This window comes from Archaeoglobus sp. UBA230 (genome assembly GCA_002507545.1).
GTDB lineage: Archaea > Halobacteriota > Archaeoglobi > Archaeoglobales > Archaeoglobaceae > Archaeoglobus.
In genome coordinates, this window is the sequence record DAVR01000036.1 from 1 (window position 1) to 12,788 (window position 12,788).

At 45.4% G+C, this 12,788-nt stretch carries 12 protein-coding genes, 1 tRNA gene and 1 pseudogene; 8 read left to right on the plus strand and 6 right to left on the minus strand.

Features of this window, described 5'->3' with window-relative positions:
- Window positions 1-44: 44 nt before the first annotated feature.
- Window positions 45-1,055 (plus strand): DUF1464 family protein, encoded by a 1,011-nt coding sequence (locus BP688_RS10745; protein ID WP_290597018.1) that lies wholly within the window; start codon window positions 45-47, stop codon window positions 1,053-1,055.
- On the opposite strand, the gene BP688_RS10750 is transcribed toward BP688_RS10745, so the two are convergent.
- Window positions 1,052-2,455 carry an NAD(P)H-hydrate dehydratase gene (locus BP688_RS10750; protein ID WP_290597017.1) on the minus strand — a complete coding sequence of 468 codons (1,404 nt, stop codon included), beginning with the start codon at window positions 2,453-2,455 and terminating at the stop codon, window positions 1,052-1,054. The two genes, BP688_RS10745 and BP688_RS10750, sit on opposite strands and share 4 nt — an antisense overlap.
- 48 nt (window positions 2,456-2,503) lie before the next feature.
- Between BP688_RS10750 and BP688_RS10755 the strand changes: the two genes are divergently transcribed.
- The 5 genes from BP688_RS10755 to BP688_RS10775 are packed head-to-tail and all read left to right on the plus strand — an operon-like array spanning window position 2,504 to window position 6,982.
- A complete protein-coding gene (locus BP688_RS10755; RefSeq protein WP_290597016.1) occupies window positions 2,504-3,769 on the plus strand; it encodes a serine hydroxymethyltransferase in 1,266 nt (421 codons plus the stop codon).
- A gap of 25 nt (window positions 3,770-3,794) precedes the next feature.
- A complete protein-coding gene (locus BP688_RS10760) occupies window positions 3,795-4,748 on the plus strand; it encodes an NOL1/NOP2/sun family putative RNA methylase (RefSeq protein WP_290597015.1) in 954 nt (317 codons plus the stop codon).
- Entirely contained in the window at window positions 4,679-5,140 is a 462-nt protein-coding gene (locus tag BP688_RS10765; protein WP_290597014.1) for a methyltransferase RsmF C-terminal domain-like protein, read from the plus strand. The genes BP688_RS10760 and BP688_RS10765 overlap by 70 nt, the downstream gene beginning before the upstream one ends.
- Window positions 5,141-5,171: 31 nt before the next feature.
- Window positions 5,172-6,056 carry a malate dehydrogenase gene (gene mdh / locus BP688_RS10770; RefSeq protein ID WP_290597013.1) on the plus strand — a complete coding sequence of 295 codons (885 nt, stop codon included), beginning with the start codon at window positions 5,172-5,174 and terminating at the stop codon, window positions 6,054-6,056.
- A gap of 50 nt (window positions 6,057-6,106) precedes the next feature.
- Window positions 6,107-6,982 (plus strand): SDH family Clp fold serine proteinase, encoded by an 876-nt coding sequence (locus BP688_RS10775; RefSeq protein ID WP_290597012.1) that lies wholly within the window; start codon window positions 6,107-6,109, stop codon window positions 6,980-6,982.
- Here the strand turns inward: BP688_RS10775 and BP688_RS10780 are convergent.
- Both BP688_RS10780 and BP688_RS10785 read right to left on the minus strand, forming a co-directional pair.
- Complete coding sequence (locus BP688_RS10780; RefSeq protein WP_290623520.1) at window positions 6,975-7,919, minus strand: TPD domain-containing protein; 945 nt, start codon at window positions 7,917-7,919, stop codon at window positions 6,975-6,977. The genes BP688_RS10775 and BP688_RS10780 overlap by 8 nt on opposite strands.
- The gene (locus BP688_RS10785) at window positions 7,916-8,188 is read right to left on the minus strand and encodes an NMD3-related protein (RefSeq protein ID WP_290597010.1); all 273 of its coding nucleotides are present in this window, start codon (window positions 8,186-8,188) and stop codon (window positions 7,916-7,918) included. Before BP688_RS10785 ends, BP688_RS10780 begins: the two co-directional genes overlap by 4 nt.
- Window positions 8,189-8,264: 76 nt before the next feature.
- Between BP688_RS10785 and hxlA the strand changes: the two genes are divergently transcribed.
- On the plus strand, window positions 8,265-9,563 hold the full coding sequence (gene hxlA, locus BP688_RS10790; protein ID WP_290623522.1) for a 3-hexulose-6-phosphate synthase: 1,299 nt from the start codon (window positions 8,265-8,267) through the stop codon (window positions 9,561-9,563).
- 12 nt (window positions 9,564-9,575) lie between these two features.
- On the opposite strand, the gene BP688_RS13575 is transcribed toward hxlA, so the two are convergent.
- The 3 genes and pseudogenes from BP688_RS13575 to BP688_RS10805 all read right to left on the minus strand — a co-directional run bounded on the left by BP688_RS13575 (window position 9,576) and on the right by BP688_RS10805 (window position 11,320).
- The gene (locus BP688_RS13575; RefSeq protein ID WP_394335550.1) at window positions 9,576-10,013 is read right to left on the minus strand and encodes a class I adenylate-forming enzyme family protein; all 438 of its coding nucleotides are present in this window, start codon (window positions 10,011-10,013) and stop codon (window positions 9,576-9,578) included.
- A 45-nt stretch (window positions 10,014-10,058) separates the two neighbouring features.
- A pseudogene (locus BP688_RS13530) lies at window positions 10,059-11,107 on the minus strand (AMP-binding protein); the annotation flags it as partial.
- 120 nt (window positions 11,108-11,227) lie between these two features.
- A tRNA-Ser gene (locus BP688_RS10805) sits at window positions 11,228-11,320 on the minus strand.
- 76 nt (window positions 11,321-11,396) lie between these two features.
- On the opposite strand from BP688_RS10805, the gene BP688_RS10810 reads away from it, so the two are divergent.
- Complete coding sequence (locus tag BP688_RS10810; RefSeq protein ID WP_290597008.1) at window positions 11,397-12,716, plus strand: FAD-dependent oxidoreductase; 1,320 nt, start codon at window positions 11,397-11,399, stop codon at window positions 12,714-12,716.
- Window positions 12,717-12,788 lie beyond the last annotated feature (72 nt).

Here is a 12,788-nt window from a genome sequence, read left to right on the forward strand (position 1 = left end):
CAAAAATTTCAGGACTATACACATGGAAATGAAGGGTAGATAAAATGATAGCTGCTGGAATTGATCCCGGAACGGGTTCTTATGATGTTGTTGCCATTGAAGGCAGAAAGGTCGTTTTCAGAGAGAGTGTTCCAACGAATGTTATGAGAAGAAGCCCAGAAGAACTCATTTCTGTCATTGAGAGCTCTGAGGCAGAAATTATTGCCGGTCTCTCAGGCTACGGATTACCAATAAAGAAGTTCTCAGAGCTTGATGATGTTGATATGCTTTTAATGACACTGAACTTTGATGAAGAAAAGTCCATAGGTTTGAGAAATCTTGTAAAAATTGTCAGAGAAAAAGACCTAAACCTCTATACAGTTCCCGCCGTGATCCACCTACCGACAGTACCCGCATGGAGGAAAATGAACAGAATTGACCTTGGAACAGCTGACAAGCTCTGTTCTGCAGTCCTTGCTGTTGCAAAGCTATCGGAGAGGGAAGAGATCACAAAGCTGAACTTTATTCTGGCAGAAATTGGAGAAGGGTTCAATGCCTTCATAGCTGTCAAAAACGGGAGAATAGTTGACGGAATTGGTGGAACAGCATCATTCCCTGGCTACTCCTCGATCGGTGCTCTGGACGCAGAGCTTGCTTATCTCATCGGAGAATTCCCAAAATCAATGATTTTCGATGGAGGGGTGAGAAGCTTTGCCAAAGAATGGAGGCTGAATGATGTTGAGACAATGAATGTCCTCGCAGAGTTCGTGATGAAGGGGCTTAAGGCAATGGAGGTGTCCGTAAACCCCGACTTTTATGTTTTGTCCGGCAGATTTGCTTCAGAGATGGCGAGAAGGATAAGAGGAGAGGGCAAAGAAGTGCAGATACTAAGAGGATTCGGAACAGGAAAGCAATCCGCACAGGGAGCTGCAATCATCGCTGATGCAATCGGCGGTGGAGAGTTTAAAGAAATTGTGGAGTACATGAGGATTCTCGAAGCCAAAGGAACGGTGCTGGATTACATAACCAAAGACATTATGGAGCACGTGAAAAAAGGGATGCAGAGAAGGTATTAGAATTCGACGCAGCGCGAAAAAGCTTCGGGCAGAGCTTTTATAAGATCAACAGCGGTGTAATTATACCCAAACCTGTCGAAGCATTTATCCCCGGCATAACCATTCACGAAAGCTGCTGCACATGCTGCATGAAAAGCATCGTCGCTGCAGAGTAGGGCACCACAGACTCCCGCAAGAACATCTCCAGTCCCGCCTACAGTCATCCCGGCGTTTCCTGAATAGTTCACCTTAACCTTCTCTCCATTCGTGATCAGATCCTCCTTGCCCTTGAGCAGGATAACGCTTTCAATTCTCTCAGCCACTCTCACAACATTATCGGGCTCAGGTTCTCCGAAAACCTTTCTGAACTCCCCTTTGTGAGGGGTTAGGATGCACTCGCAGGTTTCCGGTATGTCTCTGACAATGCCTTGAGCGTCCAGAACAGCCTTTTTACAGCTTTTCAGCATCTCGACCACAAACGCACCAAACTCATCATTGTCGCCAACACCCATCCCGGCAACTACTACGTCGTGCTTTCCGATAAGTTTCTCAACCTCTTTCAGATTTTTAAGAGTGATCACATCACCCTTTGTCCCTTTCACTATCAGATTGGGGCTGTAGGCTGCAACTATCGGCTTTATGGTTTCGGGCACCACTGTCGTGACGATGTCCGCGCCGGAATAGTAAGCAGCAAGACTCGTGAGGGCTGGAGCGCCAGTATAATCCCCGCCCCCAACAACAAGCACTCTGCCATGCTCCCCTTTATGCGCATCCTCTCTCCTTCTGTAGCTGCTCTGAACGTCCCCGGGACCGCACAGCCTTTCAAATCTCTCAGGAATTCCGATATCTTTAATGACGATTTCCCCACAAACTTCTCTGGCTTTAAGCAAACCGGGCTTTGCTTTGTGAAAAGTTACGGTCATATCCGCTCTAACAGCTTCCGAATACTCTCCAGTGTCTGGATTTAGACCAGTAGGAACGTCAACTGCAACTGTAAAAGCATCACTGTGATTTATCATCTCGACTGCAGAGGCATATGGCTCTCTTAACTTCCCTCTCACACCCGTCCCGAGCATTGCGTCAATAATCACATCAGCCACTATCTCGCCCGGTAATCCATCTCTGACGGGAATCTCAGAGGTGCAGCATATCTCGAAATTCCTTCTTGCTATCTCAGTCTTAGGCTGCCCCATCAGGTAAACCTCAACATGAAAGTTTTTCAGATGTCTTGCAGCTACGAATCCATCTCCACCGTTGTTACCGCTTCCAGCAAAAATTAACACCTTTCCGCTTTCAAACCTCTTCACAATCTCATCTGCAAGAGCTTTTCCGGCATTCTCCATTAACTGTAACCTGCTCAAACCGTAATACTCGCAGTTAGTGTCGAGAATCTGCATATCTCTTGATGATATAACTTCCATGCTGAAGGTTCGCGGAAGCCTTAAATATTTTTGTCAGTAGCAGACCTCATGAATCCCTCAGAAGTCTTCGAGATTATTGAGAAACACACCAAAATGATGGACGATTCAATCCCACTGATTGCAAGCGAGAATCTCACATCTCTTGCCGTAAGGAGATGTTATGTTTCCGATTTCGGCCACAGGTATGCTGAAGGACGGGTAGGAGAGAGATTCTACGAGGGTTGCAAATACATAGACGAGATAGAGGAGCTTGCTCTTGACCTCACGAAGAGGATTTTTGAGGCTCAGCATGCGAATGTTCAGCCCATTTCTGGTGTAATTGCAAATATAGCAGCCTTTTTTGCCATCACAAATGTTGGAGATACGATTATGAGCATATCTGTTCCGTGCGGAGGACATATAAGTCACGATACTGTCTCTGCTGCCGGACTTAGAGGTTTGAATGTCACTCACTACCCCTTTGATAATGAAGCTGTGAATATTGATGTTGACGAGACGGCAAAGATTGCGAGAGAGGTAAGACCAAAGCTCTTCGTTCTCGGATCAAGCCTGATCCTCTTCAGACAGCCCGTGAAAGAGATCAGGGAGATTGCAGACGAGATTGGTGCTTACGTCATGTATGATGCAAGCCATGTTCTTGGACTTGTAGCCGGTAAAGCCTTCCAGAACCCGCTGAAGGAGGGGGCTGATGTCATGACCGGCAGCACCCATAAAACCTTTTTCGGCCCGCAGAGGGCTATAATAGTAAGCAAAGAGGAACTGGCAGAGAAAATTGACAGGGCAGTTTTCCCGGGCGTCGTGAGCAACCATCATCTCAACACCCTTGCAGGATACGTTGTCGCTGCAATGGAAATAATTGAATTCGGGCAGGATTACGCGAAGCAAGTAGTGAGAAATGCCAAAAAGCTCGCTGAAGAGCTTTATAACCTCGGATACAGAGTTCTGGGCGAGGAACATGGTTTTACGGAGACGCATCAGGTTGCGGTTGATGTGAGTGATTATGGAGGAGGAGAGAAGGTGGCAAAAAAGCTTGAGGAGGTTGGAATTATCCTCAACAAGAACCTTCTCCCCTGGGACCCAATTGACAGGTCTGCAAATCCGTCCGGGATAAGGATTGGCGTACAGGAGATAACAAGGCTCGGAATGGGAGAGGATGAAATGGGAAGACTTGCAGAACTTATAGACATGACAGTTAGGGAAAGGAAAAGTTTTGATGCGATAAGAAAGGAAGTTAAGGAATTCAGAAGACCCTTCAGAAGGATAAAGTATTCATTTGATGAACGGGAAGCTTACAGATTTCCTGAGCTGAGATGAGTTGGGATAAAGGTAAGATTCCGAGATGAAAGTCTGGATAGACCCAGAGGCAGATATCGAGGAGATAAAGGAGCAGATTAAAGCTATAAACAGAGAGCTTTACGAGCGAATGATAAAGATTGACCCAAGTGACGCTTTTTTCAGATACATGGTCAAGCCTCTGAGAAATAGCATCAGGGTAAATACTCTCAAAGGCAAAATCGATCTGGTAAGAGGAAGTCTAGAGGAGATTATCATCGGAGAAGTACCGTGGTGCAGGGAGGGATTTTTTGTGAATACAGATGATTTTGGAAAAATACCTGAGCACCAGCTCGGAATAATATTCTCTCAGGAAGCATCCTCGATGATACCGCCCGTGGTCATGGCACCCGAACCGGGTATGACCGTTCTGGATATTGCCGCTGCACCGGGTGCAAAGACAACTCAAATCGCCCAGTATATGGAAAATGAAGGATGTATCGTTGCGAACGATGTAAAGCATTCGCGGATTAATATTCTGATCTCCAATCTGCAAAAATGTGGAGTTCTGATTGCGAGAGTTACAGAAAAGGATGGACGGTTTTTTGGGCGCTTTAGGGAAAGATTCGATGCCGTGTTAGTAGACGCTCCGTGTAGCAACATGGGGATGATAAGGAAGAACTACAAAAACATACGCTTATGGAGACTCAGAGACTGTTATGGGCTCTCCAAGCTTCAGAAAAGCCTGTTAATGTCCGCCTACAGTGCTGTTAAGCGGGGTGGTGTTGTTGTTTACTCGACCTGCACACTTGAGCCGATGGAGAACGAGGAGGTTGTAGATTATCTTCTGAGAAACACAGATGCTGAGATAGAGAGAATAGACCTACCTGTAAAGAGGACAAAGGCATTTTTGGAGTTCGATGGGAGAGAATACGTCGAAGAGGTGAGTAAATGTCTGAGAATTCACCCTCAGGACAACGACACGGAAGGATTCTTCGTGGCGAAGCTGAGAAAACCATAAAAGATTTGATAAAAGAGCAGTTTGGAGTAGACTTGGAGGAGCTCGAACTGAAATTTTACATTGGTGGGAAGGGGAGGGTGTATGCATACAGAGAATGTGAATTTGATGACATTGCCAAGCACAAGGGGATTTACTTCGGCACACTGGAAAGGGATGGATTGAGGCTTTCGATTGAGGGGAGCTTCATAGTTGGAAAGCTGGCGAGAAAGAACGTCATTGAACTCGATGATTTGCTTGCACTTAAATGGCTCTCAGGAGAGGACATTGAAACAAATGTTTACGGTTACCACATCGTAAAGTGGAAGGGAAAAGATTACTTTCTTGGGTGTGGGAAGGGGAATGGAAGAATCCTGAGAAACTTCGTTCCCAAAGATAGGAGGATAAATAAGTGAAATCTTTTAAAGTAGACATTGATTTTTTAATATGAAACTCGGATTTGTTGGTGCTGGAAGAGTTGGCAGCACATCTGCTTTCACTTGTCTTCTGAACCTCGACGTTGACGAGATTGCACTTGTTGACATTGCAGAAGACCTTGCAGTTGGAGAAGCTATGGATTTATCCCATGCAGCAGCCGGAATTAACAAGTATCCGAAAATTGTGGGTGGAAGCGACTATTCTTTGCTGAAAGGCAGCGAGATAATTGTTGTAACTGCTGGACTTGCCAGAAAGCCCGGAATGACGAGACTTGATCTTGCAACGAAAAACGCCGGGATTATAAGAGATGTGGCAAATAAGATTGCGAAAAATGCTCCGGAGAGCAAGATACTGGTTGTTACAAACCCAATGGATGTGATGACCTATATAATGTGGAAGGAGAGTGGAAAGCCGAGAAACGAGGTCTTTGGGATGGGAAATCAGCTCGATTCGCAGAGACTGAAGGAAAGACTGTACGCTGCGGGGGCAAGAAACATAAGAAGGGCATGGATTATCGGAGAGCATGGAGACAGCATGTTTGTTGCCAAGAGCCTCGCAGACTTTGATGGAGAGATTGATTGGGACGCTGTCGAGAAGGACACAAGGTTCGTTGCTGCAGAGGTCATAAAGAGGAAAGGTGCCACAATTTACGGTCCTGCTGTTGCCATCTACAGAATGGTCAGGGCTGTTGTTGGGGATACAGGAGAAATAATCCCGACAAGTGTTGTTCTGCAGGGTGAATATGGTATAGAAAATGTAGCCGTTGGAGTTCCAGCAAAGCTCGGTAGAGACGGGGTGGAAGTTGTCAATATGAACTTAACCGAGGAGGAAATTGAGAAACTGAAAAACTCCGCAAGAATACTGAGGGAAAGATTGAGTGAGCTTGGTTATTGATTCTAAAAACACACCAAAATTTATTTAACAATAAAAAAGGCAAAAAGTCTATGAACGGATACTCCGATCCATTTGGTTTCCTGAGCGGATTGTTCTGGATACTTCTGTTCCTTTATTTGATTTTTGCCCCTCAGATCAGACACCAGCAGCTTCTGGCAGCGAGAAGAAAAACTATGCAGAGAATCGGAGCCAAGAGAGGTAGTAATGTCATAACGATGATACACAGGCAAGAAAGTATCGGCTTCCTCGGCATACCCATCTATAGGTTCATTGATATAGACGATTCCGAGAAAGTTTTGAGGGCAATAAGGAGCACACCAGAGGATAAGCCTATTGACCTAATCGTACACACTCCCGGTGGGCTTGTTTTAGCTGCAACGCAGATAGCCAAGGCTTTGCACGACCATCCAGCAAAGACCACTGTAATTGTGCCACACTACGCCATGAGTGGAGGAACATTAATTGCCTTAGCTGCGGATGAGATTCTGATGGACCCTCATGCAGTCCTTGGACCGGTTGACCCCCAGCTCATGAACTATCCAGCACCATCAATTCTTAAAGCTGTAGAGAAGAAGGAGGCGAAGGATATTGACGATCAGACCCTCATCATGGCAGATATCGCAGAGAAAGCCATTAAGCAGGTCAAAGATACAGTTTTCAACCTACTAAAGAACAAAATGGATGAGGAAAAGGCTAAAGAGGTTGCAAACATTCTCACAGAGGGTAGATGGACTCACGATTACCCGCTCAGTGTTGATGTCCTGAAGGAGCTTGGGTTGAAGGTCTCAACTGATGTGCCCAATGAAGTATACGAGCTTATGGAGTTCTATCCTCAACCGATGATGCAGAGACATCCCGGTGTGGAATTTGTACCAGGCCCAACCCCGAAAGGGAGAAACGGCCAAGGTTTTATCAAATTCAGATAACAACAACGTCAAACCCCATATTTTTCAATATTCTGACAACCTCTTTCTTTCTCTCTGTATGAGCCAAAACCCTACCATCCGAGTATGCGTCCACCACTTTTTCAGCCGCCAATACTTCATTGTCCTCGCTGACCTCGACAAAAGTAGCATTTAACCTTTCAGCGTAGCTTTCATCCTTTGAATCTGTAACATAGATAAGCATATCCAGCAGGGAATTCCTGTAACTATTTCTGAGCTCTGAGCCATCACTGACCTCAAAGCCATTAACACAGCCAAGCCAGTAAACCACCAGTCCATTCCCAAACATCTCATAGTATTTTGAATACTGTTTTTTCCAGTAAAGTTCATGGCTTCTTGGGTCTCCAAATAGTGCTTTGCTCTCTATCCACTTCAACTCTCTACCAAGAAACTCTACGGGCTCTTCAAAGTAAAAATCAGGTGTTTTGCTGAACTTACCCTTCAAGTCCCTCTCCGTCTTAAACTCAATCCCTGCCTTCTCAAGTTCATGGGCAAGTGCTTTTTCCCCTAGATTCCCCCTCGCCCTCTGAAGTCTCGCAGCGATAGGTGAGTAAACATAGTCCCTCAGAACGGCCCTTCTAATTTGCTCAGCGAACCTCTCATCCTCAACTACCTCGTCAGGAGTTCTGAGAGCTTTGTTTATTGACTTAGCTGAGAATCCCATCCCCTTCATCAGCAGCCTTATTTTCATGACAGGAGGAAGGGTGAGCCATTTCGGAAAGGTTTTGTGCCTCTCCCAATACGTCGTTATCTCGGGAATTCTCTCGGCAAAAGTGTGGTACTTTCTCTTGACGCTGTCAACCTTTTTCTGCTGTAGAATGCAGTGCAACGTTCCCCTCGGATAAGAAAACTTTCCAATATCCCTGATTGTTTTCAACTCTCTCCTTACTCTCAAAAATTCGTTCACTGGAATCCTCATCGGCATCCCCTTAATGAATAGACAAATAACACTCTAACTCTGCTCCCTCTAAGTCCTGCATATTTCGTTGACATCTTAATCTTGAACCTCATAGACTTTCTAAGCTTGGAAATAAACTTTCTCGCCTCATTAACATCCTCAAAATAGATATCCAGACCGTTCTTTGAATCCTCAATTTCAGCATTCCTCTTTAAAGCCATATTCCTCACAATTTCAATTTTTTCAGATTTTATATCTCTCACCTGTACTATGCAGGGATGATTCACCACTCTATCTACTGCGATCTCGCGATTTTAAAGTTATCTTCTAAAAAAGATTAAATTTCCCACAAAGCTATAATCCTTCATGAACCGACCTATCCTTCAGGTTGCCCTTGACCTCCTTGAACTTAAAAGGGCAATCGAGATTGCTGGAGAGGCAATAGAGGGTGGAGCTGACTGGCTTGAAGCTGGAACGCCCCTGATAAAAAGTGAAGGGATGGATGCAGTTAGAGAACTGAAGAAAAGATATAAAGGATACAAAATCCTTGCAGACATGAAAACTATTGACACCGGCGCAGTTGAAGTTGAAATGGCTGCCAAGAGCGGTGCTGATGTTGTGATTATCCTTGCCCTTTCTGATGACGATACTATCGCAGAAGCGATAAGGGCTGCAAGAAAATACGGCTGTCAGGTAATGGCTGACCTCATCAATGTGCCTGATCCGGTAAAAAGAGCGAAGGAGGTTGAGGAGTTAGGTGTTGACTATCTGAACATCCACGTTGGCATTGATCAGCAGATGAAGGGTATGGACCCGCTTGAGGTTTTAAGTGACGTGGCAAAGAATGTATCCATTCCAGTAGCTGCAGCAGGTGGTTTGGATGCTGATAGAGCAGCAGCATGCGTTTCCATGGGAGCAAGCATTGTCATAGTGGGGAGCAACATTGTGAAGTCGAGAAATGTAACTGAATCAGCAAGAAAGATCAGAGATGCCATAGATAAAGCCTCAGAGAGAGCAGAGATGCAGATAAGGAAGAAAAGTCTCGATGACGAGATAAGGGAATTGTTGATGAAGGTCTCAACGCCCAATGTAAGTGATGCAATGCACAGAGCAAGGGCGATGGATGGTGTTTACCCCCTTGTTAGAGGTAAGAAGATTGTTGGAAGAGCTGTAACTGTAAGCACAATGGATGGAGACTGGGCTAAAACCGTGGAGGCGATTAATGTAGCTGGTGAAGGAGATGTTCTGGTTATTAAATGTTCAGGAGATACAGCAGCGGTCTGGGGAGAGCTTGCAACGAGAAGCTGTCTGAACAGGAAGATTGCGGGAGTGATAATTGATGGAGCGGTAAGAGATGTTGATGATATCAGAGAGCTTGGTTACCCATTATTTGCAAGGAAAGAAGTTCCAAATGCGGGAGAGCCAAAGGGTTTTGGTGAGATAAACGTCAAGATAATCTGCGGTGGGGTTGAGGTTAATCCTGGCGACTGGATTATTGCCGATGACAATGGAGTTATGGTTATTCCGAAACAGAGAGCTTATGAAATAGCGAGAAGGGCACTTGAGGTTAAGAAGTCGGAGGACAGAATAAGGGGTGAGATAGAGGAGAAGGGAAGGACTTTAGCAGATGTTGTTGAACTTTACAAGTGGGAGAAGGTTCAGTAAAAATGAATTTGTCTATTCAGCCGACTTCCAGTACTTCTCCCTTAACTCCCTCTTGTTCACCTTTCCGAGTGGGGTGAGAGGCAACGAGTCGGCGAATTCGACCCTTTTCGGTACCTCATATCTTGCCAGTTTAGCCCTACAGAACTCGATGATTTCTTCTTCTGTCACCTCCATCCCCGGTTTCAGTTGAATGACAGCCGTAACGGCCTCTCCCCACTCTGGATGTGGTGTCGCGATAACGGCGACGTTTGAAACGGCTGGATGCTGGGAAATAACATTCTCTACTTTTGTTGAGTAAACATTGTAACCACCACTTACAATCATATCCTTCTCTCTGTCAACAAGGTAGAGGTAGCCTTCCTCGTCCATATAGCCTACATCGCCCGTGAGAATCCACTCTCCCTTTACCGTTTTTGCCGTTTCCTCCTCATTTTTCCAGTAACCTTTCATGTTGTATGGGGTTTTTGCAGCAATTATCCCAATCTCCCCTTGTTTCAAAACCCTACCCTCTCTATCAACAATCCTCACATCAGCCATTAGCGATGCTCTGCCAGCTGACCTGAGAATCTTCTCCTTGCCAGCAATTCCAATTGCGTGATCATCCTTTGTCAGAACCGTGATAAGCTGAGGAACTTCCACCTGTCCGTAAAGCTGAATGAAAATGTTGCCAAAAACTTCAACGGCCTCGCGAAGTCTCGCTGGGGAGATTGGGGCAGCGCCGTAGACAATAGTCCTGAGTGAGGAGAGGTCGTAGTCCTTTACTTTTCCGCTATCCAGCATCCTGTAAATCATCGTTGGAACAGCCCACAGCCATGTTATCTTCTCGTCCTGAATCAGCCTCAAAATCCTTTGATAATACTTGCAAGAGCTATAGCACCGGCAGCGTGAACGAGAGGTGTAACCAACAGTAACTTCTCTCCATCCCTTATGTCGAATTCCACAACATGGGCAAGCATATTCATCGCCATGCCTTGGTGGGTGTGAATTGCACCCTTGGGCACACCTGTTGTTCCACCCGTGTAAACCAAAAATGCAATGTCGTCAGGTCTTACATCTACCTTCAGTTCTTCATTACTACCTTCCTCAATTAAGTCATAGAGGTTTATAAATTCCTCATACACCTTGCCGGTTTCTCCATAAGGCGCGGCAATAATGTATTCTATCCCCATTCTTTCATATCTCTCCCTAAGGAAATCCTGAAGCCAGTAGTCAACCACCACCGCCTTGGCTTCGCTGTTTCTGATTATGTGCTCCATATCATCCTGGGAAAGAATTGGATTGATCCCCACACCAACCAATCCGCTCCTGATGGATGCAAAATTTACAGTCACAGTTTCGGGCCTGTTCAGAAGCAAATAGGCAACTTTGTCTCCTTTCCTTAACCCAAGCTCTCTCAAGGAGTTGGCAAATTTTAAGGACATGAAATCGAACTCTGAATACGTTATTTCCTGCCTTATCCCTCTCACCGAGTCCACATAAGTCATCAGCACCCTTCTTGAGTGTCTGTTGAGGGAGCTTTCAACTAATCTCTTTAATGTCAGCATATTGATATGTGAAATTTTAAAGATATAATCATTTTTATCCGATTGCCTGAGTGTTAAAACCTCTATCTTGATTTCTATTTTCTAAAATTTCAGAGAAAAGATTAGTGATTCTGACAAACACGCCGGGGGTGGGATTCGAACCCACGCGGGCGAATGCCCACACGCTCTCTGTAAACACTCCAGGCGTGCGCCTTACCACTCGGCAACCCCGGCTTTTACGTGGTTTTGATACTACGGAATTTAACCTTTGCCTACGAAAACCTTAAAAATTATTATTTTTAGTGGCAGTGTGAAAGTTGCAATTATCGGCGGTGGAGCAGCTGGGATGACTGCAGCTTCAAGGGTTAAGGCTCTCAGACCAAATTGGGATGTGATGGTCTTCGAGAAATCCGGATTTGTCAGCCACGCTCCATGTGGTATCCCATTTTATGTTGGCGGTGCGGTCAACCACTTTGAGGAATTATGTGCCTATGACATCCAGCACTTCAGAGTTGAGAGAGGAATTGACGTTCACGTGAATTCAAGAGTTGTCTCCGTTGACGATGGGCAGATAACGGTTGAGGAGGAGGGAAGAGAGAAAGAATACGAATGGGATAAACTACTCTTTGCCACAGGCTCAAGGGCTCAAAGGCTTAATGTTGTCGGAGAGGAGCTTGATGGAATTCTTTGCGTTAATGATGTTGACAGGGCACAGGAAGTTAAAGCCAAGGCTATGAATTCAGAGAACGTCGTTATTATAGGTTCAGGATACATCGGGGTTGAGATGGCTGACGCCATTTCAAGATTGGGCAAAAAGGTTACAGTCATAGAAGTGAGAGAGAGACCACTACCCGAATACGACGCTGAAATTGCAGCAATAATAAAATCGGAGATGGAAAAAGTTGTCGAATTGAAGCTTAGTGAGAGAGTGGTGGCTTTTGAAGGCAAAGAGAGAGTTGAAAAGGTTATCACGAACAAGGGTGAGTATCCTTGTGATTTAGCAATAGTTGCCGTGGGTGTGCATCCCAACACGGAAATTGCATCAAGATTCATCAAACTTGGAAAGAGTGGGGCGATTAAGACGAACAGCCGCATGGAGACGAGTCGAGAGAACGTTTACGCTGCTGGTGATTGTGCAGAATCAACCAATGTTGTTACAGGCAAAGAAGACTGGATACCACTTGCCGCTCCAGCGAACAAGATGGGGTATGTTGCGGGTGTAAACATTGCCGGGCTGGAGATGCACTATCCCGGTTCACTCAAAAGTCAGCTAACGAGCTTTCGAGACCTCGAGATCGGAAAGGCAGGTTTGAGCGAGAGTGAAGCAATAAGAGAGGGATTCGAAGTCGTTTCAGCGTTTATAACTTCAAGGACTTCCGCGAGATATCTCCCCGGAGGGCTGATACATCTCAAGGTTGTGGCAGACAGAAATGGAAAACTACTTGGAGTTCAGGCTGCAGGAAAAGATGTTTCGATGAGGATTTACGCAGCATCAGCCCTGCTATATAACGGCTGCAATGTAAAAGACATGTTCTTCACGGACTTCCCCTACTATCCGCCAATATCGAGGGTATGGGATCCGCTCGTTGTTGCAGCACGAAATCTGTTCAGGAAGCTCGGCATACCCTGATGTTGATTTTTTAGGTCATGCGTTGTTGAATCTTCGATATCAATACCGCAAGTAAAACAATCAGCCTCTTAA

Excerpts from the sequence above, each read along its gene's own strand:
- BP688_RS10745 (WP_290597018.1), top strand. The coding sequence starts at position 45 with ATGATAGCTGCTGGAATTGATCCCGGAACGGGTTCTTATGATGTTGTT.
- BP688_RS10750 (WP_290597017.1), bottom strand. The coding sequence starts at position 2,455 with ATGGAAGTTATATCATCAAGAGATATGCAGATTCTCGACACTAACTGC.
- BP688_RS10755 (WP_290597016.1), top strand. The coding sequence starts at position 2,504 with ATGAATCCCTCAGAAGTCTTCGAGATTATTGAGAAACACACCAAAATG.
- BP688_RS10760 (WP_290597015.1), top strand. The coding sequence starts at position 3,795 with ATGAAAGTCTGGATAGACCCAGAGGCAGATATCGAGGAGATAAAGGAG.
- BP688_RS10765 (WP_290597014.1), top strand. The coding sequence starts at position 4,679 with ATGTCTGAGAATTCACCCTCAGGACAACGACACGGAAGGATTCTTCGT.
- mdh (WP_290597013.1), top strand. The coding sequence starts at position 5,172 with ATGAAACTCGGATTTGTTGGTGCTGGAAGAGTTGGCAGCACATCTGCT.
- BP688_RS10775 (WP_290597012.1), top strand. The coding sequence starts at position 6,107 with ATGAACGGATACTCCGATCCATTTGGTTTCCTGAGCGGATTGTTCTGG.
- BP688_RS10780 (WP_290623520.1), bottom strand. The coding sequence starts at position 7,919 with ATGAGGATTCCAGTGAACGAATTTTTGAGAGTAAGGAGAGAGTTGAAA.
- hxlA (WP_290623522.1), top strand. The coding sequence starts at position 8,265 with ATGAACCGACCTATCCTTCAGGTTGCCCTTGACCTCCTTGAACTTAAA.
- BP688_RS13575 (WP_394335550.1), bottom strand. The coding sequence starts at position 10,013 with ATGAAAGGTTACTGGAAAAATGAGGAGGAAACGGCAAAAACGGTAAAG.